The 20,262-nt window shown below is 63.7% G+C and carries 18 protein-coding genes, 1 tRNA gene and 1 pseudogene; 5 read left to right on the top strand and 15 right to left on the bottom strand.

Annotated elements, in window-relative coordinates; all coding sequences use genetic code 11:
* Positions 1-62: 62 nt before the first annotated feature.
* A complete protein-coding gene (locus NDI89_RS15795; RefSeq protein ID WP_277522822.1) occupies positions 63-1,799 on the bottom strand; it encodes an MBL fold metallo-hydrolase in 1,737 nt (578 codons plus the stop codon).
* A 362-nt stretch (positions 1,800-2,161) separates the two neighbouring features.
* On the opposite strand from NDI89_RS15795, the gene NDI89_RS15790 reads away from it, so the two are divergent.
* A complete protein-coding gene (locus tag NDI89_RS15790) occupies positions 2,162-3,289 on the top strand; it encodes a M24 family metallopeptidase (protein ID WP_277522820.1) in 1,128 nt (375 codons plus the stop codon).
* A 16-nt stretch (positions 3,290-3,305) separates the two neighbouring features.
* On the opposite strand, the gene NDI89_RS15785 is transcribed toward NDI89_RS15790, so the two are convergent.
* From NDI89_RS15785 to NDI89_RS15775, 3 genes and pseudogenes are all read right to left on the bottom strand, one after another.
* A complete protein-coding gene (locus NDI89_RS15785) occupies positions 3,306-3,944 on the bottom strand; it encodes a helix-turn-helix domain-containing protein (protein WP_277522818.1) in 639 nt (212 codons plus the stop codon).
* 283 nt (positions 3,945-4,227) lie between these two features.
* A complete protein-coding gene (locus NDI89_RS15780; RefSeq protein ID WP_277522815.1) occupies positions 4,228-5,313 on the bottom strand; it encodes a glutamate--cysteine ligase in 1,086 nt (361 codons plus the stop codon).
* Positions 5,314-5,401: 88 nt separating this feature from the next.
* Positions 5,402-6,995: pseudogene (locus NDI89_RS15775) on the bottom strand (fatty acid--CoA ligase).
* Positions 6,996-7,752: 757 nt separating this feature from the next.
* Here NDI89_RS15775 and NDI89_RS15770 point away from each other — a divergent pair.
* Positions 7,753-8,361 carry a DUF7282 domain-containing protein gene (locus NDI89_RS15770; protein ID WP_277522813.1) on the top strand — a complete coding sequence of 203 codons (609 nt, stop codon included), beginning with the start codon at positions 7,753-7,755 and terminating at the stop codon, positions 8,359-8,361.
* 151 nt (positions 8,362-8,512) lie between these two features.
* Here the strand turns inward: NDI89_RS15770 and NDI89_RS15765 are convergent, their stop codons facing one another.
* The 3 genes from NDI89_RS15765 to NDI89_RS15755 all read right to left on the bottom strand — a co-directional run bounded on the left by NDI89_RS15765 (position 8,513) and on the right by NDI89_RS15755 (position 9,496).
* Positions 8,513-8,665: a hypothetical protein gene (locus tag NDI89_RS15765; protein ID WP_277522812.1), complete on the bottom strand. Its 153-nt coding sequence runs from the start codon at positions 8,663-8,665 to the stop codon at positions 8,513-8,515.
* A gap of 184 nt (positions 8,666-8,849) precedes the next feature.
* Entirely contained in the window at positions 8,850-8,990 is a 141-nt protein-coding gene (locus tag NDI89_RS15760) for a hypothetical protein (RefSeq protein WP_277522810.1), read from the bottom strand.
* Positions 8,987-9,496: a PadR family transcriptional regulator gene (locus tag NDI89_RS15755; protein WP_277522809.1), complete on the bottom strand. Its 510-nt coding sequence runs from the start codon at positions 9,494-9,496 to the stop codon at positions 8,987-8,989. The genes NDI89_RS15760 and NDI89_RS15755 overlap by 4 nt, the downstream gene beginning before the upstream one ends.
* A gap of 201 nt (positions 9,497-9,697) precedes the next feature.
* Here NDI89_RS15755 and NDI89_RS15750 point away from each other — a divergent pair, with 201 nt between their 5' ends.
* Together NDI89_RS15750 and NDI89_RS15745 are read left to right on the top strand one after the other, a co-directional pair.
* Positions 9,698-9,841, top strand: coding sequence for a DUF7557 family protein (locus NDI89_RS15750; RefSeq protein WP_277522807.1), 144 nt, complete (start codon positions 9,698-9,700; stop codon positions 9,839-9,841).
* 246 nt (positions 9,842-10,087) lie between these two features.
* Positions 10,088-10,843, top strand: a complete 756-nt coding sequence (locus NDI89_RS15745) for a hypothetical protein (protein WP_277522805.1) — start codon at positions 10,088-10,090, stop codon at positions 10,841-10,843.
* 392 nt (positions 10,844-11,235) lie between these two features.
* On the opposite strand, the gene NDI89_RS15740 is transcribed toward NDI89_RS15745, so the two are convergent.
* A complete protein-coding gene (locus tag NDI89_RS15740) occupies positions 11,236-11,871 on the bottom strand; it encodes a fibrillarin-like rRNA/tRNA 2'-O-methyltransferase (RefSeq protein ID WP_277522803.1) in 636 nt (211 codons plus the stop codon).
* The gene (locus tag NDI89_RS15735) at positions 11,864-12,754 is read right to left on the bottom strand and encodes an NOP5/NOP56 family protein (protein ID WP_277522801.1); all 891 of its coding nucleotides are present in this window, start codon (positions 12,752-12,754) and stop codon (positions 11,864-11,866) included. The genes NDI89_RS15740 and NDI89_RS15735 overlap by 8 nt, the downstream gene beginning before the upstream one ends.
* Before the next feature lie 296 nt (positions 12,755-13,050).
* On the opposite strand from NDI89_RS15735, the gene NDI89_RS15730 reads away from it, so the two are divergent.
* Positions 13,051-15,255 (top strand): CDC48 family AAA ATPase, encoded by a 2,205-nt coding sequence (locus tag NDI89_RS15730; protein ID WP_277522800.1) that lies wholly within the window; start codon positions 13,051-13,053, stop codon positions 15,253-15,255.
* Between the two features lie 95 nt (positions 15,256-15,350).
* Here the strand turns inward: NDI89_RS15730 and NDI89_RS15725 are convergent, their stop codons facing one another.
* The 6 genes from NDI89_RS15725 to NDI89_RS15700 all read right to left on the bottom strand — a co-directional run bounded on the left by NDI89_RS15725 (position 15,351) and on the right by NDI89_RS15700 (position 20,243).
* On the bottom strand, positions 15,351-16,388 hold the full coding sequence (locus tag NDI89_RS15725) for a ferredoxin--NADP reductase (RefSeq protein WP_277522798.1): 1,038 nt from the start codon (positions 16,386-16,388) through the stop codon (positions 15,351-15,353).
* Between the two features lie 157 nt (positions 16,389-16,545).
* A complete protein-coding gene (locus NDI89_RS15720) occupies positions 16,546-17,673 on the bottom strand; it encodes a DUF63 family protein (RefSeq protein ID WP_277522796.1) in 1,128 nt (375 codons plus the stop codon).
* Between the two features lie 87 nt (positions 17,674-17,760).
* Positions 17,761-18,564: an inositol monophosphatase family protein gene (locus NDI89_RS15715; RefSeq protein ID WP_277522794.1), complete on the bottom strand. Its 804-nt coding sequence runs from the start codon at positions 18,562-18,564 to the stop codon at positions 17,761-17,763.
* A 71-nt stretch (positions 18,565-18,635) separates the two neighbouring features.
* A complete protein-coding gene (locus tag NDI89_RS15710) occupies positions 18,636-19,226 on the bottom strand; it encodes a protoglobin domain-containing protein (RefSeq protein WP_277522793.1) in 591 nt (196 codons plus the stop codon).
* A gap of 411 nt (positions 19,227-19,637) precedes the next feature.
* Positions 19,638-19,720: transfer RNA gene (locus NDI89_RS15705), tRNA-Leu, on the bottom strand.
* A 94-nt stretch (positions 19,721-19,814) separates the two neighbouring features.
* On the bottom strand, positions 19,815-20,243 hold the full coding sequence (locus tag NDI89_RS15700) for a DUF6653 family protein (RefSeq protein ID WP_277522791.1): 429 nt from the start codon (positions 20,241-20,243) through the stop codon (positions 19,815-19,817).
* Positions 20,244-20,262: the final 19 nt, after the last annotated feature.

Raw genomic sequence — 20,262 nt, 5'->3', positions numbered from 1 at the left:
GTATCGTGCGATCCGTGTCCGCGTAGGGTAACGACCCACCGGACGAACCCGGATCGGTTCGACTACTCAGACTCAGACTCAGACTCAGACTCAGACTCGGACTCGGATTCGGTGCCCGATCGAGAGATCGCGATCTCGACTACGTCCCCCGCGTCGACGTCGGCCCGTTCCAGTAGCCGCAGGAACTGCTCGCTGTCTCCGTCAGTGAGAACGCGTGCCCGAACGGTTTCGTCCGAAGAATCCAGCTTCGCTTCGATATCCTCGAGCCGCTCGAGGAGTTCCGCCTCGACCGACCCGTCGCCGTCACCCCCTCCCCGATTCATCGCTGGATCGGCAGCTGCCGTCTCTACGTCGGTATCGGCGGGCGTGGTCGCAGCCTCGATATCCGCGGGTGTCGCATCCGTATCCGAAGCCGCGTAGGGGTCTTTCGATGTGCTACGAAAGGCGTTCTCGAGCGGGTCGAGATCGATGCCTTCCGCGTCGAGGTCGACCGGTCCCCGCCGAACGGGCGGCAACGTCCCGTCGGCATCGAACGGCTGGTCCCGGACGAGAGCCCGTCTGTTCGTTCGGATCTGTCTCGCGGTGGTCTCGGCGATCCATCCGGGAGCGAGCCACTCTCCGTCCCGGTAGAAGCGGTGGATCTCCTCGTCGTTCGTCCCCCACGTGAAACAGTGATCGAAGCGACGCTGGAATCGCTTGAGCGTCTCTCCCCGCGCGTGCTTGACCACGACGTGCCTCGGAGCGAGATCGCGGACGAACTCGTCGATCGTTTCCGCGGCGGGGTGGTTCCGGAGTTCGACGTACCGCGTCGTACAGCGCACGTTCGAAACCGTCTCGGCGCTTCCCGTCGCGATCTGGAGAAAGACCCCGGCGGGATCGTCCTCGATCGCACCCAGGAGTCGAGACGCGCTGCCTCGCGTCGGCGTATCGGGACCGCAGATCGTCACGCGGCCGCTCTCGAGTACTGCCGCGGGTCGGTCGAACACTTCCCGCGTGTCGATACCGGAACTGTCCAACTCGAGTCCGTTGTGGAGTTTGGCCGCCTGTCCGACGAGCGTAATCGGAAGGTCGCGATCGAGCGCTGCCGTGACGTGTCGCAACAGCGTCGCGTACTGAACGCCGGTCAACGAGCTCGTGGCGACGACGACTCGAGAGCCGGCGTACGCCCGCTCGAGAATCGTCTGTATCGAATCGTTGAGCGCGGTCGGATAGGAGTCCTCGGTCGACGCGTTCAGAAACACGGTATCGATATCGAACGGGTAGTTCGATTCCAGTCCCGGAAACCCCGCACAGGGGCGCGTCGTGAAATCTCCCGTTATCAAAACGTGCCGTTCGCCGTTCAGGAGTTCGCCGCTTCCGTTCTCGTCGTAAAAGCGAATTACGAAGCCCGCCCCACCGGGTGTATGGCCGGCACTGACCGGCCGCACCTCGAGGTCGTGGAGGATCGACGTCCAGTCGTCGATCGGCTCGAGCGCATCGAGGGCGGCGGAGACGTCGCCGAGGTCGTTGTCCTTCCGCGCTTCCGGCAGTGCGTGCTCGAGAACGGTCGCCGTCGCCGGCGTCGCATAAATCGGCGCGCTGTGTCGAACGTTTCTGGTGAGCGTCCGGTAGTGGTCGATGTGTGCGTGCGTGAGAAGGACGGCGCTTAGATATTCGTCGTCCGCGAGCAACGAATCGAGATCGACGCCGTCACCGGCGTCGACGAGAATGCAGGCCCGCGTTCCATCGTCGGTCGTAAATCGGAGGAGCGTCGACTCGTTCCCTCCGCGAATATTTGCGTTTTGATACGATGCCCGCATTTCGATAGGGTCGATTTCATTCCCTGTTACTTGAATTTCACCGTAGCTATCACAAAAATATATATTTTAATTAATGGATCTATACGCGATCGAAACGGCCCTGATCGCGGATTCGAACGAGTCGGTTCGATGGAACGGGAGGTGAGAGCCGAATCGAGAGTCGACTCGTATCGCGACGGGAATCGGTAGTTTCCCGAAACTGCCTGTTTTTATCGACCCGCATCGAATCACCCCGGTCGGGAGTCGCGTATCGGCGTCCGACCTGTTACTCGAGCCACGTGCCGACGGGCTCGGACGGGTCCGGGAGCGGCCGACGGCTCAGTGTTCGCCGCATTCAAGAGTCGCCCTCGCCAGCACCTGACATGGACAAACGCGAGCGACTCGAGGCCTTCCTCGAGTCCCACGATCTCGACTCGGTCTGGTTCGCCCGCCCGAACTCGTTTGCGTGGCTCACCGGCGGCAACAGCGTGATCGATCGGGAGGGCGATACCGGCGTCGCTGCAGTCGGGTACGACGGCGACGACTTCACTCTCGTGACGAACAATATCGAAGCCGATCGCATCGCGGCCGAAGAGCTCCCCGACCTCGAGTCCGACGAGGTCTCGGTCGAGCGGTTTCCCTGGTACGCGTCGTCCCTGGCGGACGCGATCGAAGACGCCGTCGGGAGCGAGGAACGGGCCGCAGCGGACGTCGAGATCCCCGGCTTCGAAGAGGTCGATCCGACCGCACTTCGTCAACCGCTGACCGAGCGGGACCGAGAGCGGTATCGCGAACTCGGCGAGCAGACGGCGTCGGCCGTCGAGGCGGTCTGCCGGGAACTCCAGTCGGGAGATACGGAACACGAAGTGGCCTCCGCCCTGCGGATCGCCCTCTCGGCGCGGGACATCGAAGCCCCCGTCGTGCTCGTGGGTGGATCGGAACGCGCCCAGCAGTACCGCCACTACACGCCGACCGAGGCCGAACTCGGCGACTACGCGCTCGTCTCCGTGACCGCCCAGCGGGCCGGGCTTCACGCGAGCTGTACCCGTACCGTCGCCTTCGATCCGCCGTCGTGGCTCGCTGAGCGCCACGAAGCCGCCGCTCGCGTCGAGGCGACGGCGCTGGCGGCGACCCGGGCGGAGGCGACGAACGAACGGCGTGGGGACGGAAGCGACGGCACCGCAGGCGACGTCTTCGCCGCCATCCAGAACGCCTACGACGGAGTCGGCTACGAGGGCGAGTGGGAACACCACCATCAGGGCGGGGCCGCTGGCTTCGCCGGCCGGGAGTGGATCGCCACGCCGGAGCACGATGCCACCGTCGAAACGCCGATGGCCTACGCGTGGAACCCGACCGTCCGGGGCGCGAAAAGCGAGGACACGGTCCTCGTCACCGACGACGAACTCGAGGTCCTGACGGCGACGGACCGCTGGCCGACGACGACCGTCGAGGCGGTCGATCGGGACCTCGAACTCGAGCGACCCGAGATCCTCGAACTCGAGGCGGAGTGACGGTTCGGACGACGGCCTAATCGTCGTCTTCGTCGTCGATGTCGTCGTCTTCGAACTCGACGACGTCGGTGCCGGCCCCGGCGTCGGAATCGTCGTTCGATTCCGATTCCTCGGGCGGCATCGGCGCCGTGTCGTCGACGGTGATCGTCACCGGTTCGACGTCGTCTCCGGGTTCGACGCTGGGCTCGCGTTCTTCCTCCCGGTCGAGGACCCGATCGAGGGTGAAGATGGTATTCAGCTCCCGCTGGACCTGATCGACGACCCCGCCGACGAGGTCGCTCGGCTGGATCGCCGTGTACTCGTAGGGGTTGTTCCCGGCCCCCTCGTTGGCACGCTTTTCTCGCGTGACGCGCTCTTCGTCGTGGAGCTCCGCCAGCGCTTCGCGGACGGTGCTGGGATAGAGCCCGGTCCCCTTCGCGACCTCCTCGGAGGTGCTTCCGGGGTTGGCCAACAGGAACACGTAGATCTTCGCGCGGGTTTCCGTGTCCAGAATCCACGACAGCAAGTCGACGATCCGCTGATCGAGTTCTTCGACCGTCGGGTTTCGGCCGAACTCCTCTCCCTCGTGGTCGACGAAATCGGTCGACCCCTCGAGCGATTCGTCTCCGTCGTTCGCACCGTCGCCCGGGTGCTCGTCAGTGTCGTCGGAACTCATGTGTCTGCTCGTACAGGATGAGGCTTCGCGCGGAGTTAAACCTTTGCGGGGGCGGGGGTATCGGGGTAGCGGATCGTAGCGGGTGGCGCGACGCTCCGCTTCGGGCAAGGGCGTCGATCGAACTATAGTCGCCACTGTGACTATTCGCACGCTGATCGCACGGCTATCGTGCGATCGGGCTCATTGACCTGCAGTGGCTACTATCTCCGCCGGAGAACCCAGATATCGACGAGTGCGGGCGGTCGGCCGTGATCCTCCGACCGGAACCGATCGACTGGCGGGACTACACCTCGTCTCGCAGGAACAGCGATTCGCACAGCGCGTCCGCCCCGTCCTCCTCGAGCAACCGTCGCTGTCGATCCGCGCCGCTCTCGCGCTCGTAGACGCGCTTGATGCCGTCGATTCCCAGCCGCTCGCACTCGCGGTCGACGAGTTCGCCCAGGTCGACGGTCCCCTCGAGTTCGCGGTCGATGAAGGAGGCGTCCTGCCCGTAGCGGATGGCCCGCCACTTGTTTTCGTCGAGCAGTTCCCGGCGGTGGCGGTGCCCGCTCGTCCCGTCCTCGTAGGCCTCGGCCAGCGCCTCGACGAGCGCGTGGGCGTACTCGACGAACGCCAGCACGATTTCGGGATCGGCCTGTCCGTCCGGCGTTCGGAGTTCGACCGTGCCGTGAGCCGTGTGCGGGCGCACGTCGTACCAGAGTTCGCCCCGGTCGTTGATCGATTCGGTCTCGAGCATCCGTCGCTCGAACCGGTCGAACGCCTCGAAATCTTCGAAGTAGGTGGGCATCCCGGTGTTGGGAAGCGCCTCGAAAATCTTCGCGCGGGCGGACTGGAGGCCGGTGTCGAAGCCGTTCCAATACGGCGAGTTCGCCGACAGCGCGAGCATGATCGGCACGTACCATCGGAGTTCGTTGGCGATCCAGACCGCCTTGTCCGCGTCGTCGACGCCGACGTGGACGTGGACGCCCGCCGTCGTGTTCCGATGCTGTGGATACTGGATGCGATCGAGTTGCGAGCGGTACCGCGGTTTCTCCGCGTGCTCGAGTTCGCGCCACTTCGCGAGCGGGTGGAGGCCGGCGGCCGATATCCGGTAGCCGTAATTTTCGGCGTGTTCGAGAAGCGCCCGCCGGATCGCGAGCAGCGAGTCGCGGGCGTCGCCGGGCTCTTCGATCAGCGGCGTCTGGGTCTCGATGACGAACTTGAACAGTTCGTGATCCAGCCGCCCCTCGAGGATCTCCGGCGGATCGTGTTCGTAGACGAGTTCGTCGGTCCCGCTGGTGGGGCGGCCGTCCTCGTCGACGACGAAGCACTCCTCCTCGATCCCCAACGTACCCATGCGCGTGAACGATTCTCGGGACCCGCGTTCCATCGTGCCCAGCTTTCGGCCCCGATAGTAAATACGGTTTGGAGTCGGAGCGTTCGGCCGGAACGTCGGGCCGGTGTCCCGACGGTGCCGATCAGGACGCGACGGTTTCGGCCTCGGGCTCGAGGTCCGCCTCGTCCTCGCGGAGTTTGAACTTCTGGATCTTGCCGCTGGGGTTCTTGGGGAGGTCGTCGACGAAGTAGTACGTCCGCGGTCGCTTGAAATCGGCGAGCCGGTCGCTCTCGAGGAGGAACGAGTCGAGCGCGGCCGCGTCGACGCCGTCGTCGGCGACGACGTAGGCGGTGACGAGCTCCCCCCACTCGTCGTCGGGCTCGCCGACGACGGCCGCTTCGTCGACCCCGTCGTGTGCGAACAGGACGTCCTCGACGGCGGCGGGATAGATGTTCTCGCCGCCGGAGACGATCATGTCGTCCTTCCGGTCGACGACGGTGAGGTAGCCGTCCTCGTCGCGGTATCCCAGGTCGCCGGTGTAGTACCACGTCGTGCCGTCGGCCTCGCGCAGCGACCGCTCGGTCGCCTCGGGCCGGTTCCAGTACTCCCGCATCGTACACGGACTGGCGATCAGGATCTCGCCGATCTCGCCGCGATCGACCTCTCGATCGGGGTCCGCGTCGGGCTCGACGATGCGAAGTTCGTGGTTGAGCGCGGGCAACCCGGCGGTTCCCTGTTTCGAGAGCTGGTCCTCCGGCGGCTGAAAGACGCCGGCGGGGCCGATCTCGGTCATCCCGTAGGCCTGCAGGTAGTCCTCGCAGAGGTGTTCCCGACAGTTCTCGAGGACCTGTTCGGGCATCGGGGCCGCGCCGTACAGCCCGAGTCGGAGCGAGGACGCGTCGACGTCCAGTTCGGCGGCGGTCATCGACAGCGCGTTCCACGCGGTCGGCGCCGCGAAGAGGAGCGTGACGTCGTGCTCCTCCACCGCCTCGAGGGCCGCCCGGGGGTCGAACTCGTGGTGGATGACGCTGGTCGCGCCGCGGTGAACCCGCGGGAAGAGGTTGCAGTGGAGTTCGGCGCAGTGATACAGCGGCATCACTGACAGGCCGACGTCGTCCCGCGTAATCCTTCCCTCCGCGATACACAGGAGGTTGTGCTCGACCATGTTCCGGTGTTCGTGGACGACGCCCTTCGGCCGACCCGTCGTCCCCGACGTGTAGATGAACGCGTAGACGTCGTCTTCGTCGACGCGAACGTCGGGCCGGTCGGGGGAGCCCGACTCGAGCAGCTCGTAGAACCCGCTCGCGTAGTCCGGCACGTCCTCGCGGTCGTCGTCGATGAAGACGTAGTCGCCGACGGTCTCGAGGTTCGGTCGCGCCCTCGACCGCCTCCCGCGTCGCGGCCTCGAAGAGTACCATCTCGGCCTCGGCGTCGTCGACGATGTACTCGATCTCGCCCGCCGGCAGCCGGAAGTTCAGCGGGGTGAAGACGGCCCCGATTTTCGCGCACGCGTAGACGGTAAGGGCCATCTCCGACCCGTTGTACAGCACCGTCGCGACCCGATCTCCCTTTTCGATGCCGGCCTCGAGGAAGGCGTTCGCCAGCCGATCGACTCGGTTATCGAATTCCGCGTAGGTCCACCGCTGGTCCTTCCGCGGATAGACGATCGCGTCGCGCTCGGGGTGGCGATCGACCGTCTGCTCGAGCGTGTCTCCTATCGTGGGGTGTTCTGACATACCACAGATACGTACGACGAAGTACCTTATATTTTTTATCCGATACGATTGCCGGACGTCGTCGCGACCGTACTACCGCGCTCGAGCGGTCGCCGACAGCGTCTCTCCCCTGGGTGGCGATCTCCCGGAGTCGATACTACGGCGACTGATCGGTCCCGTGTGATCGCCCGATCGGTCCCCTCACGGGCTCGATTTCTCGGGGCTAAACAGGGCGCAGTTCGGACACCAGATCGAGCCGTCGGCCCGCGCGATCTGCTTGCCGTTGCATTCCGGGCACTGTCGATCCGCATATCGGTCCATCGTGATGTCGGGGTGAGGGGCCGACTCTTATGAGCCTTCCGGGGGCCCGACAGTAGCGAGCGGAGCCGGCTACTCCGTCGTCGGCGGGGGACCCCGGTCGTCGGGGCTCGAGACCAGTTCAGACGGGGTTCCGTCGCGTCGCGACGTAATTTCGAGGCGTCCCGGCGACACCCGTCTCGACTCCGACGGGACCGATCGACGGATTGTGAGTGTGACCGAACGAGAGCGCAGACGGTCGAGGCTCGGCGGATCTCCCTCACCGCTACTGCGAGTTCGGACGTCTCTGCGGACGACTCCACCACAGAAAATGATATTACGAATATGATTTCGACACTAACAATCGGAATAACTCGATTACCTCGCTCGCGCCCGCTCCCGAATGTGTGGGTTTCTGACCCCGAAACGGTCGAACGAATCTTCCGATTTTTGCCGAGCTACGGCGGTTCTACGTGACGCAATGCACCGCGCAAGATCTATCGGTGTCGTAGTCGTCGCGACGCTCGTTCTCCTCTCAGGGGCGAGCTTCGCGTTCGCCGCGACCGACGGCGGCGTCGCGACACAGGTGAACGAGACCGACAACGAAACCGAGAACGAAACGGCCAACGTGACGTTCGAGAACCAGACGTCGAACGGGACCGCAGTCGTAGTCAACAACACGACGCTGCCCGAGGGTGGCTTCGCCGTCATCCACGCGGCCGCCCTCACCGACGAGAACGCGTCCGAAAACGAGACGGTGACGAACATGTCCGAGGACTACGAGCCCGGCGAAGTCCTGGGTAACTCCACCTACCTCGACTCCGGCGAGCACGAGAACGTGACCGTCGAGCTCAACGAGTCCCTCGAGGAGAGTCAGGTCCTGATCGCGATGGCCCATCAGGACACGAACGACAACGAGACGTACGACTTCCCCGAGGCCGACGATCCCTACACGGAAGACGGCGAGCCGGTGACCGACGACGCGATGGTCACGCTCGAGGAGGGGATGAACGAGACGGCAGATAACGAGACGATGGAGGACGATGAGCTGATCGACAACGAGACGACGGACAACGAGTCGGACCTGTAGCGATCGCCATCCGTTTTTTCCCACCACTTCGCGCGTCTCGAGCCATCCTCTCAGGTGACTCGCGTCCCGTCCTCGTCGACCGCGAGCACGCAGTCGTCGCAAAGCTACCAGCCGATCAGCGGGTCGCGTTCGAACGTAACGGGGACGAATTTCAGAAGTGTTCGCGAACGTCTCGGACCGCTTCGTCGGCATCGGTGTCGACGTCGACCGCCAGTTCCGCGAGTGCATCACCGAGCGGCACGTCTTCGTCGTCCTCCGGGTCGTCGGCCATGAAGTCGGCGAGGTCGTCGGTGGTGAGGCTCACAGCGCTGGATACCAGTTCCGTTCGCAAAAACGTGCTGGTGAGTACACTCCTAGTGCTCGTGATCTCCTCGAGCGGGGGCGACAAGCTCGAATCCAACTGCGGGCGGTGCCAGTGCGATCGGCTCACGACACAGCGCGTGGGATCGATCGAGTCGCGATCTCGAAAAATCCCGCGAGGTCGCCGATCACGCGATCCGCGTGCCGTCGTCGGTGACGGCGACCGTACAATCGTCGCAGAGCCACCAGCCGATCAGCGGGTCGCGTTCGGGGATCACCGCGCCGCAGTCGGGACAGCGTATCGGATCCTCGCCTCGAGCCCCGGTCATCCGTCCCGCTCGCATTTCGGCGGGGCGGCCGCGTCCTCGAGCGCCTCGAGCTCCGCGGCGGAGCGGTCCCCGATCGCGACGCCGCAGGCGGCCGCGAGCTGGGTGGCGCGCCGCGCCACCAGCGCGCGCCCCGCGTCGGTGGGGGTGTACTCGCTCGTCGATTCATCGACTCGCCGGCTGGTGACCAGCTCGTGGGCGACGAGCGTGGCCAGATTCGATTGGAGCTGGGCGTAGTCGATGTAGGGGTAGGCGTACTCGAGGGCGTACGTAAGCGCGCGCTCGTCGGTGGTCTCGCTCGTGTGGTCACAGCGGGCGACCGCCTCGAGACAGTCGCGCTGGAAGGCGGTGAGGCCGATCCAGGTGGTGCTCCCGTCAGCACGGAGGTCTGACGCAGATCGGTTCGTTTCACTCGGCTCACTGCCGTCAGACCGGGGTGGGTCGTTAGTTGGGGGTGATGCATCTGCTCGAGCGGGGTTTTGAAGGTCCCGCGAATTGTCGTCTAACATGGCTTCCGGAGGTGGATTTCGGGAGCTTCTCGCGGACTCGGTGTCTCAGCACCGGTCCGCTGGTTCAAGACCTGAGAGATAGGTCCGTGTTTAGCTCCTCATCTATTTCATTATCTCATGACTCAATAAAACCATCGTATAGTAGAAAAGTCATATCATGATATACGCAAAACTTTGAGATCAGGGTTTCATAGTGGCTCTATGGCCGATGAGACAACGACAGTAACCGTTTCTACGGAAACCTGGAAGCGGCTTACTCTGCGGAAAGATCCAGGCGATAGTTTTGACGATGTAATAACTGAGCTACTTGACGAAGTTGAAGAGGTCGAAGAGGAATCAGGCTAGCTCTAATTCACAAACACGTACACAGGAGTCCGAGAATACTAGTTTTTCGACTGTCTGAATGGTCTATTTTCACCTTAGATTGGCGGAACACATCAACCAATTTGGAAAAAAGACGGCGATCCAAGAAGCGGATAGATTCGATTATACACACAGCGAGTGCAATCTTGTGTGCATATTTGAGAATCGGGTTCAGTCTACATGGAACCTCTGGGGGTTTTGTATTCGAGCAGGTCCATAGGATGCTTAATGACTGCTGAAAATGATAGTCAAGATCGATGGTCAATTCAAAAACCAAATCCTGACCAGTTTATTTGGCGATATATGGATTTCACTCAATTTATTTCTATTTTGCAAAATAAATCTATGTGGTTCAATAGAGTTGATCAGTTTGAAGATCCTTTTGAGGGCAAAGTACCGGACAACAACTATTCAACCATCCAAGACCGATACGCAGACACAGAGATACCCCAAAATAAAGTAAAAGAAATCACAGATTTTCTCCAATTGTCGAAATCCATCACATTTGCTAATTGTTGGCATGAAAATGACTATCAATCGGCCGCGATGTGGGACCTGTATTTAAGTAATGATCAAGGCATTGCGGTAAGGTCTACTCCAGAACAAGTGAAGTCCGCATTTGATGAGTCACAGCATTCAATCATATCTGGCAAGGTCCATTATGTAGACTATGATGACATATTACTGCCCGAAAACAACCTGTTATCACCTGCATTTTTTAAACGCCGAAGCTTTGAGCATGAAAATGAGATTAGGTTTGTATTTGCACGATGGGATGTAATCACGGAAGATGGTCAAACACCGCTAAGTGATCTTCCTAGTGGGGAATATGTCTCTGTTGATGTTGACTCATTGATAGACGCTGTTTATGTGTCACCAACATCTCCAGACTGGTTTAGTGATTTGGTCACAGACATAGTTGATGAATACAATGTTGATGCGTCGATCGAACACTCCGATCTGTATGATGAAGGTATGAAATGAAAGTTTCATATAAGGAAATATATTTAAAATCAATACCAAAAATGCCGCGGATAGACCCATATCGCCCACCCCTATTACATGTGATTCAACTGGAGATTGCGGAGGCTGTGGCAGGGGCGGTGTAATTTTTTAGCTCAGTCCCCTTGGGGACACTCGCCGAGGGGTTTTTGATGTGGAGCAGAATACGTTCTTTTTATCAGGTCAGAACCAAGTTAGAATGTATCTTCCAAGCTATGACAGGCTTCAAAACCAAATTCTGTAAAGTAACTCTCTACGGTCGTGGAGATTTACGGGCGAAAAGCCTCCACCCGAAGAGGATTGGTTCCCTCCTATCTTTTCTATCCAATTATTTGAACCTTACGGATAGTATCTAATTTAGGAGATACCCAAACTCAACGCGGCCGCGCCACGATCCCGAGATGATCCGCGTGATACTCCTCGAGCCGCCGCGCCTCTAGCACCTCGTACCCCTCTGACAACTCCTCGCGAACGTCCTCGAACACAGTTTCTGGCTCTCGAGTCACGTCCTCACTTCGCGCCTTCACCGCCAACAACAACCGCCCGTCGTCGGCTAGGAACTGCCGGTTCTCGAGCGCCACCCGCGCCTGCCCCCGCGTCGCCACGTCCTGCACGAGCACGTCCACGTCCGACTCGACGACGTGGGCGTAGGTCGCGGGCTTCCGGGCGTCCTTCAGGAGCGGAAAGAGCCGCTCGCGCGATTCAGCGGCGGAGAGCAGGTCCCGGACCGGCCGCGGGGCGAACTCCACCGCGTAGGTCGGCCCGGCGAAATCCGCGACGTGGCTCACGGTCGTCCCGCTCGCCGCACCCAGATAGAGGACCGTTTCGCCCCCCGAGAGGGCGGTGTCCATCCCCAGCTCGAGCATGGCACCCAGCTTCGATCGGTGGGGGTTCCACGCGCGCCACTCGCCGTCCGTCGGCTCGCCGTAGACCGGCTCCCCTCGCGTCGCGAGTCGCTCGGTCCCGTCGAATTCGCGGCGCTGGACTCCCTCGGGAAGCTGTTCACTCATCGTCCGCACCTCCGTCGCTGTCGACGTCCTCGTCCGTCGTCCGGGCCTGAATCGTCTCGATCCGTTCTGTGAGTTCGGCCTCGAGTTCGGGTTTCAACTCGCCCGAGTAGTGATCGACGCGGGCCGCGATCGAGAGCTTGCCGGCCACTGCACGCGCCGCCGAGCCCCGATTCTCGGGGTGGGTCCCCCGCACCGCGTCGTGCGTGTAGATGATCCCGTGCTTGGGCGACGGCGCGTGCCCCCGCAGGTGGGCGAACAGCGCGTCCTCCGCGCCGAGGACCTGCACCGTCCCGCTGGGCTTCTTCGCGAGCTCCTCGAGTCCCCCGGCGAGGGAGATCAGCCGCGCCGCCAGCACCGGCTCGGCCAGCGCCGAGAGGTTCGGCGCGACGGCCGGCGTCTGGCGCTCGACGAACTCCCGAAGCTCGTCGGCCTCGTCCGCGAGGCCCGCCACCCGTTCGGCCAGCGAGCGGATCGCGGGCTCCTCGAGTCCGTCTTCGCTCTCCCCGCGAGCCAGCGTGCGCGCGTACTCGACGCCGGTCCCGGCGTCGGGGTCGACGGTGCCGGCCCACTCCGCCAGCCGTTCCGCGAGTTCGTTCGCCGTCCGACTGCAGTCGTCCATCGCCCTGATCGCGTGAACCAGCTGCTGATCGTCCGCCCGCTCGCGCTCGCGCACCTCCGCTCGAGTCGCGGTCATCGTCGCCTCATGCAGCCGATCGTAGTATTCGTCCCTCGAGTCGGTGTAGCCGGACTCGACGGCGATGGCCGGCCACTCGCGCGGCGCTTTAGCTTCGCCCTCCGTAATCGCGTCCTCGGCGGCCTCGAGATCCCCCGAGTCCAGATCGGAAAACCAGCCCGCCTTCGCGGTCTCGGTCTCGTCAGTCATTACAGCGGGGTAGAGCCCGCGGTTGTAAAGGCGTTCCCGAAACGACGAGCGGTCGCTTCCGCGGGCCGGGGACTCGTCCCGTCCTCGTCGAAACTGCTTCGGCGAGCGATCGACCGCTCGACGCGATGGCGCTCCCGTCCGTATTCGGAAATTGTTCGCGAGCGTAACTGTCTGGGCCACACCTATTTCCGGCGTGGCCCATTGTATACACCAAGTCCAGCGCTGTACTTCTCTCGGTAGTCCGAGGTATCAGCAGTTCTCGTACGGGAACAGCTTGGGCGCGCAAACAGAATCTTATGAAACTACTTGTCAAACCACTTGACCGGCAGAGTGCGGGGAAAGGTATCGCAGCGATCGATCGCGAGGCCATGGAGGAACTCGGCGTTTCCAGCGGCGACTTCGTCACCATCCGGGGCGATGCAGGGGCCGCAGTCGCCCGCGTCCGACCGGGCCGACCCGGCGAACAACAGCGCGGTGTCGTCGACGTCGACAGTCAGACGCGGAAGACCACCGGCTCGAGAATCGATCAGTTCGTGGCGGTCGAGGGGGCCGACGTGGCACCGGCGGACGAACTGTCCGTCGCACTGCCCGACGGGCTGCAGATCCGCGGCGATCTCGCCTCGTATCTCCGCGAGAAGCTCGCCAACCGCGCGGTGCAGGCCGGACAGACCGTGCCACTGGCGCTCGGATTCGGCTCCATGATGGGGCGATCCAGTCGCCGGATCCCGATCCGAATCGTCGATACGGACCCGGACGGGACCGTGGTCGTCACGCAGTCGACGAACATTACGGTGGCCGACCAGTCCGTCGAGGACGTCGATGTCGAACGCGGAACCGAAGCGACTGACAGCGCCGAACCGCCGGGAGTCGCATACGAGGACGTCGGCGGACTCGACGACGAGCTCGACCAGGTTCGGGAGATGATCGAGCTGCCGATGACGCACCCCGAGCTGTTCCAGGCGCTGGGCATCGAGCCGCCCCAGGGCGTCTTGCTCCACGGACCGCCCGGAACCGGCAAGACCCTGATCGCGAAAGCGGTCGCCAACGAGATCGACGCTAACTTCTCGACGATCTCCGGGCCGGAGATCATGTCGAAGTACCACGGCGAGAGCGAGGAGCGCCTGCGCGAGGTCTTCGAGGAGGCCGGCGAGAACGAACCGGCGATCATCTTCATCGACGAGATCGACTCCATCGCCCCGAAGCGAGACGACACGCAGGGCGACGTCGAGCGCCGCGTCGTCGCGCAGCTGCTCTCCCTGATGGACGGCCTCGAGGACCGCGGGCAGGTGACCGTCATCGGGACGACGAACCGGGTCGACTCGATCGACAACGCGCTCCGCCGCGGCGGCCGCTTCGATCGCGAGATCGAGATCGGCGCGCCGGACACGCAGGGCCGGAAAGAGATCCTCCAGATCCACACCCGCGAGATGCCGATCGCCGAGTCGGTCGATCTCGAGCAGTACGCCGAGAACACGCACGGCTTCGTCGGCGCGGACCTCGAGAGCCTCGTCCGCGAAGCGGCGATGAACGCCCTCCGGCGCGTTCGGCCGGACCTCGACCTCGACGGCGACGAGATCGACGCCGAGACGCTCGAGACGCTCGAGGTGACCGAGCGGGACATGCGGACGGCGCTCCGGGAGATATCGCCCAGCGCGCTCCGTGAGGTCTTCGTCGAGACGCCCGACGTCACCTGGGACGACGTCGGCGGGCTCGCGGAGACCAAGGCCCGACTGCAGGAGGCCATCCAGTGGCCGATGGAGTACCCCGACGCGTACAAGCAGGTCGACCTCCAGTCGCCGAAGGGCATCATGCTCCACGGGCCGCCGGGTACCGGGAAGACGCTGCTCGCGAAGGCCGTCGCGAACGAAGCCAATTCGAACTTCATCTCGATCAAAGGACCCGAGCTGTTCGACAAGTACGTCGGCGAATCCGAGAAGGGCGTCCGAGAGATCTTCGAGAAGGCCCGATCGAACGCACCGACCGTGATCTTCTTCGACGAGATCGACTCCATCGCGACGAAGCGCGGGAGCGGCGGCAGCGATTCGAACGTCGGCGAACGCGTCGTCAGTCAACTCCTCACTGAGCTCGACGGTCTCGAGGAACTCGAGGACGTGATCGTCATCGCAGCCACGAACCGACCCGACCTCATCGACGACGCCCTGACCCGAGCGGGTCGGATCGAGCGCAAGATCGAGGTCGGCGAGCCGGACGAGGAGACCAGACTCGAGATCCTGAAGATCCACACCCGGAACCGGCCGCTGGCCGACGACGTCGATATCGATTCCCTCGCGGCCGAGACGGACGGCTTCGTGGGTGCCGATCTGGCGTCGCTGTGTCGGGAGGCGGCGACGACGGCCGTTCGCGAGCACGTCCAGTCCCAGTCCGAGGAGACGCCGACGGCCGTCGAGGACATCGTGCTTACGCAGGCGCACTTCGATGCGGCGCTCGAGGTGCTCCGCGGAGAAGACGGCGACGACGGCGTCGAGACGGACGAACTGTAACGCTCGGCCGTCGGTGAAACGGCCGACGCCGCACTATTTTCGAACGCGTTTGTTTCGACGGGTCGTGAGATTGAGGCGACGACTCGAACACCCGATTACCCGAATCCTTCCGACTCGATGCGTTCGGATGGCACGCCGAGCCGCTCGACGGCCTTGACGAGGCTGTACACCATCGCATTGATGCCACACGCGTAGACGTCGACGTCGGTCGGGTCCAACCGCGCCTCGACGCTAGAGTCGGGCTTCCGGCGGAGCCAGCGCTCGAGCCGGTCGCCGAGCGGTGCCGTCACGGTGGCGGCGTCGGTGTGCTTCAGGAGCGCGTGCTGGACATAGTCGGACTCGCCGTCCCAGTCCGAGAGGATGGGTTCGCGGCTCAGGCAGGGAACGAAGTGGAAGTTGTCGTGCTCGCGCTGCAGCGCTCGGAACGCCTCGTAGTAGGGCAGATCGTCGAGCCACGCGGTCCCCAGGAATAGCCAGACGTCCCTCTCTTCGCCCTCGAATCGGTCGCGATCGGTCTCGAAAATGTAGTCGATCATCCCCTTGAACGGCGCGACACCGGTGCCAGTCGCGAGAAAGACCATGTCTCGCGGCGAGCGGTCCTGCAAGACGAGTTCCCCGTAGGGTCCGCGAACCGTTACCGTCTCTCCGACGGTGAGATCGTCACAGACCTGCGGCGAGAGCTTCCCGCCCGGCACTCGTCTGACGCAGATCTCGAGTTCGTCCTCCGTCGGGGAGTTCGCGATCGAGTACGCGCGCGGGGTGCCGTTGTACGCGAGCCCGACGTACTGCCCGGCGAGGAAGTCGATGTCCGGCCCGAAGCGAGCGCGGACGAGCATCGGTTTCGGCCGCTCGTAGCGGTCGGTCAACGTCGCGACTCGACGCGCGAGCGCTGCTTCGCCGGCGTCGACCAGCCGCTCGCCGAGGCCGTCCCAGTCGGCCGGACCCGACACCGGGCCGTACTGTTCGTCGAGGCCCGCGTCTTCGAGCCAGCGGTTGAGTGCCGCGGTCACTTCCGACCGGCGGTCCTCGTCCATCTTCACCACCTCAGTTACCTCGGCCGACTGCGTGATCAGCGGCAACTCGCTCATCGCCTCGTGCTGTGAGGCGTATTCGCGAACCGGTGTCTCGACCATACGCTCACATGAGAGTACGCTTTGTAATATGTTCGCCTTCACCAGACGGTCCCCTCGCGAACACGGTCAGTGAGACAGCCGGTCCGGAACGGGCGACGGGATCGAAATCGACGTGTGACGATAGCACACGAGCCGTCGAAAAACCGAACCGAGCCGATCAGACGCCGAACGTCGCCCGCAGCATGTCGCGGGTCCCGGGGCCGAGCCCGACGGCGACGACGGTGATCATGAGCAGGATCGCGTAGCGCGGGCTGTCCTCGAAGACCGTCTCGTCGAAGATCCAGATGATGAAGACGGCCGCGGCGATCTTCACGAGCAGGAACGGCCAGGCCGAGCCGGTAAGCGAGACGATGTTAGCGGGAAGCACGTCGGCGGTCGTCTCGGCGATGGCTCTGTTGACCGGGTGCTTCGGGACGAGGTTCGCCCGCAGCCCCAGCGAGGTCGCCCAGTCGAGGCCGACGACGTTCGCGACCCCGTCGACCGCGTGCGCCCAGATGACGACGATCCCCATCGACTCGGTGCCGCGGTTCAGTTCGGGAGCGTAGCGACCGATCGCGGCCCACGTGATCGCCGTCGTCAGGGTCGCGCCGACGAGGATGACCAGCGGAATGAGGGGATAGAACTGCGCGTACGGCTCCGTCGCCGCGACGTAGGCGAGGTAGCCGACCGTGAGGGTCAGTATGGCCGTCCCGAATCCAGCCAGCGGATACTCGTACCCCGAGACGTAGCCGTTGCGATCGAGCCAGATGGAAGCGACGAGCGCGAAGAGGGCGATGAAGAAGACGGTGAAGTAGATCAGCGGGCTGATGATGAGCCCCGACCACGGGAGCTGGATCGCCATCTCGCCGGTCGCCGCGAAGGCGGCGGCGTTGGCGTCCTCGACGACCCGCAGTGCCCCGCCGAAGAGCATGAACGGGAACAGGGCGAAGAAGGCTCTCCGGAACCGTTCGATCCCGAGACGCCGGAGGAGGAAGATGATCCCGACCAGTAACAGGACCAGCGTCGGGATGTAGCCGGCGTAGGAGACGAACGTGTAGCCGGGCTCGGCGGTCGGGCCGGCACCTGCACCGGCGTCGTCGCAGGGGATTTGTTGCCCGTCGGCCCAGGCGACGCAGCTCCAGCTATGGGCGTCGGCGACGACCGGCCCCCAGTAGTACTGCCAGATGAACTCGACGTACACCTGCTGGGGGAAGAGGATCGCGCCGAGTCCGACGATGGCGACGAGCGTCGCGACGGTCGCGGCCCACACCCGCTCGGCCCCGAACCGCTCGATGAAGTCGTCCATACCCGAATCGGGTAGTGGGGGCCGCTTACCGTTTCCGGTTTCAACGCGACGGACTATCCGGCTGGGTGACCGCGAACGCGTGTCGGCTCACGCCTCGATCTCGCGGGCGGCCGCGAGCAATTCGTCGTGGATCTCCCCGTTCGACGCCACCAGCCCCGTGCTGTCGTGTCGCCAGCGGTCCCCCTCGAGATCGGTCACGACGCCGCCGGCCTCGCGGATCAGCCCGACGCCGGCGACGGTGTCCCACGGGTTCACCTGTAGATTCGTCATCGTCCCCTCGAGTCCACCCGAGGCGACCATCGCGAGCTCGAGTTGCGCGCAGCCGTACCGGCGCATGTCGCCGAATCGCTCGACGACCGCGCGGGCGGCCGCGGCGTACTGGTCGCGCTGGTCGAAATCCCACCAGAAGGTCGGACAGACGGTGGCGGCTTCCGGGTCGGTGCAGTCGCTGACCGACAGCGGGTCGTCGTTCCGAGACGCCCCTTCGGGACCGACGCTGTACGTGTCCGAGAGCGCGGGACAGTCGAACGCCGCCCCGACCGGTTCGCCGTCCGCGACGGCCGCGACGGCAGTCCCGAACGCCCGCGAGCCGCTGACGTAGTTGTTCGTGCCGTCGATGGGATCGACGATCCATGCCGGGCCCGTTTCGGGGACCTCCTTCAGCGCGTCGGCCTCCTCGCCGACGATCGGGTCGTCGGGGAACGCCTCCCGGATGGTCTCGATGACGGCCGCCTGTGCGTCGCGATCGACCTGCGTCACGACGTCCGTCTTTCCGTCCTTCTCCTCGACTGCGAGATCGGTCCGAAACGAGTCCGCCGCGACGGCGGCACCGTCGCGGGCTGCGCGAGCCGCGACGGCCGCGCGATCGTGGTCCGATGCGGGGTCGTTCATGGCCCTTCTCGGCGGGCGGGAGTGAAAAGTGGTCGTGCTACGATGCTCGAGCCGGCCCGTCGGATCGACCGTCACCAGTTCTCGTCGGGGACGTACGCGTACGTCCAGAGCGTCACCTGCAACACGACGGACTTGAACCAGGCGTGGTACATCGCGTCGACGTCCGCCTCGGAGTGATCGCTGTCAGCGAGAAACTCCCGTATCGTGGCCGTGATCGGATAGACGAACGCCACGAGGTATCGCATATCGATGTGATCGACCGCGTCGGCGTCGTCGACTTCGTTTTTCTTTTCTCGCGTGTGCCGCCGGCCGATCTCGAACTGGTACGCCAGCCACTCCCGGTCGTACGGCGCGTCACAGGTATCGCGGATCCACTGCCCGAACCGCTCGCGGACCCGCTCGAGGTACTCCTCGTCTGGATTGCCGTCGCCGTCGGTAAAGTAGTACACCAGGAAGTCGTGATCCGCGACGAAGCCGTACCACACCTCGAGGACGTCGTCGATCTGTCCCTCCAGAACGTCGCCGGCCATCCGCAGATATTCCTCGTCGTCCTCGTCGAAGAGCACCGTTCGCTGGAGCCGCTCGAACTCGTCCGTGCTGATCGGCGCGTCGGGAATCTCGTCGGCACCGTAGTCGTAACCGGGGATCTGGTCGCTACTCATGGGTCTCCGTGGCCGCCTCCCACGGTCGAGGCTATAAATCCGGGCGACACATCGCGTGCAGTTGAACAGTCACTCCGGGGACTGGCCGCTCCCTCGAGCGCGAGTATTCGATCGCCGCCGACCACCATCGGGCTCTCGACGGTCGGTTCAATACGATCACGGTCGGGTATCTACCTGTTCAACAGACAGCGGTACGTCGGTCTGCCGTAGCACCACATCTCGGCGTCTCGAGTCTCTCGCTTCCGCGCACGAACGAGCGCGCAGCCGTGTCAGTTCGACAAGCACAGACGGGACGACAAGCACAGACGGGAGCCACCACGTAACGACGAACCGGTCGCTGTTCTCCTATATCGGTCCTCGTCAGAAGTTTGCGAGGGCAAGACGCTCCGTCTTGCCGCGCACTGTGGTGAGTGCGAGGGGAGGGGATCGAACCCACGAACTCCTACGAGAGCGGATCTTGAGTCCGCCGCCGTTGACCGCTTGGCTACCCTCGCACGCAGTCGTCTCTCGACTCTCATAGCGGTTAAATCGTGCGATTCACCGCTCGAGCGAACGCCGCCCCACCGCTCGATCGCGTCGGCAACGAACTCACGACGTCGACCCGTCTGCGGGATCGTATCGTCGGACCAGTTCGGCGACGAACCACAGTTTCAGTCCCATCGTCGCCGCGGTCGTGACGACCGTCGCGACGGGTCGTCGCTCGTACACTGCGTAGATGTTGGACGCGAACACCGGCAGCTGGAGCAGGTTCAGTATCTGCGGAAATCCCAGTCCGATGAACGGCCGTCCGCGATCGCTCCACTGCTGTTCGGCGCGGACGACGGTATGCATCCAGTCGTCCGATTCGGACTCCGGCTCGGGAAACAAGAGCGGATTGCAGACGAGAAACGCCACCGTCAGCGCGAGTAGCCGCCATCGGCGCGTGAAGCCGGCGGCGATCAATACGGGATACGCGAGCAGGCGGGTCCACCCGCTTTTCGGGTTCGAGTGTCGGTCCCAGACGAAATCCGGTAGCATATCTCTGCCTCAGTGCGCG

It is taken from the genome of Natrinema salsiterrestre (assembly GCF_029502005.1).
Classification (GTDB): Archaea; Halobacteriota; Halobacteria; order Halobacteriales; family Natrialbaceae; genus Natrinema; species Natrinema salsiterrestre.
The sequence above is the reverse complement of the archived record's forward strand: the minus strand, read 5'-3'. Positions and strand labels throughout refer to the sequence as shown.

What these genes read in the sequence shown, in the direction of transcription:
- NDI89_RS15755 (WP_277522809.1), bottom strand. Translation starts at nt 9,496, where the DNA reads ATGTTAGACGACAATTCGCGGGACCTTCAAAACCCCGCTCGAGCAGAT.
- NDI89_RS15735 (WP_277522801.1), bottom strand. Translation starts at nt 12,754, where the DNA reads ATGACTGACGAGACCGAGACCGCGAAGGCGGGCTGGTTTTCCGATCTG.
- NDI89_RS15740 (WP_277522803.1), bottom strand. Translation starts at nt 11,871, where the DNA reads ATGAGTGAACAGCTTCCCGAGGGAGTCCAGCGCCGCGAATTCGACGGG.
- NDI89_RS15745 (WP_277522805.1), top strand. Translation starts at nt 10,088, where the DNA reads ATGACTGCTGAAAATGATAGTCAAGATCGATGGTCAATTCAAAAACCA.
- NDI89_RS15770 (WP_277522813.1), top strand. Translation starts at nt 7,753, where the DNA reads ATGCACCGCGCAAGATCTATCGGTGTCGTAGTCGTCGCGACGCTCGTT.
- NDI89_RS15700 (WP_277522791.1), bottom strand. Translation starts at nt 20,243, where the DNA reads ATGCTACCGGATTTCGTCTGGGACCGACACTCGAACCCGAAAAGCGGG.
- NDI89_RS15715 (WP_277522794.1), bottom strand. Translation starts at nt 18,564, where the DNA reads ATGAACGACCCCGCATCGGACCACGATCGCGCGGCCGTCGCGGCTCGC.
- NDI89_RS15780 (WP_277522815.1), bottom strand. Translation starts at nt 5,313, where the DNA reads ATGGAACGCGGGTCCCGAGAATCGTTCACGCGCATGGGTACGTTGGGG.
- NDI89_RS15730 (WP_277522800.1), top strand. Translation starts at nt 13,051, where the DNA reads ATGAAACTACTTGTCAAACCACTTGACCGGCAGAGTGCGGGGAAAGGT.
- NDI89_RS15725 (WP_277522798.1), bottom strand. Translation starts at nt 16,388, where the DNA reads ATGGTCGAGACACCGGTTCGCGAATACGCCTCACAGCACGAGGCGATG.
- NDI89_RS15760 (WP_277522810.1), bottom strand. Translation starts at nt 8,990, where the DNA reads ATGACCGGGGCTCGAGGCGAGGATCCGATACGCTGTCCCGACTGCGGC.
- NDI89_RS15710 (WP_277522793.1), bottom strand. Translation starts at nt 19,226, where the DNA reads ATGAGTAGCGACCAGATCCCCGGTTACGACTACGGTGCCGACGAGATT.
- NDI89_RS15795 (WP_277522822.1), bottom strand. Translation starts at nt 1,799, where the DNA reads ATGCGGGCATCGTATCAAAACGCAAATATTCGCGGAGGGAACGAGTCG.
- NDI89_RS15785 (WP_277522818.1), bottom strand. Translation starts at nt 3,944, where the DNA reads ATGAGTTCCGACGACACTGACGAGCACCCGGGCGACGGTGCGAACGAC.
- NDI89_RS15720 (WP_277522796.1), bottom strand. Translation starts at nt 17,673, where the DNA reads ATGGACGACTTCATCGAGCGGTTCGGGGCCGAGCGGGTGTGGGCCGCG.
- NDI89_RS15790 (WP_277522820.1), top strand. Translation starts at nt 2,162, where the DNA reads ATGGACAAACGCGAGCGACTCGAGGCCTTCCTCGAGTCCCACGATCTC.
- NDI89_RS15750 (WP_277522807.1), top strand. Translation starts at nt 9,698, where the DNA reads ATGGCCGATGAGACAACGACAGTAACCGTTTCTACGGAAACCTGGAAG.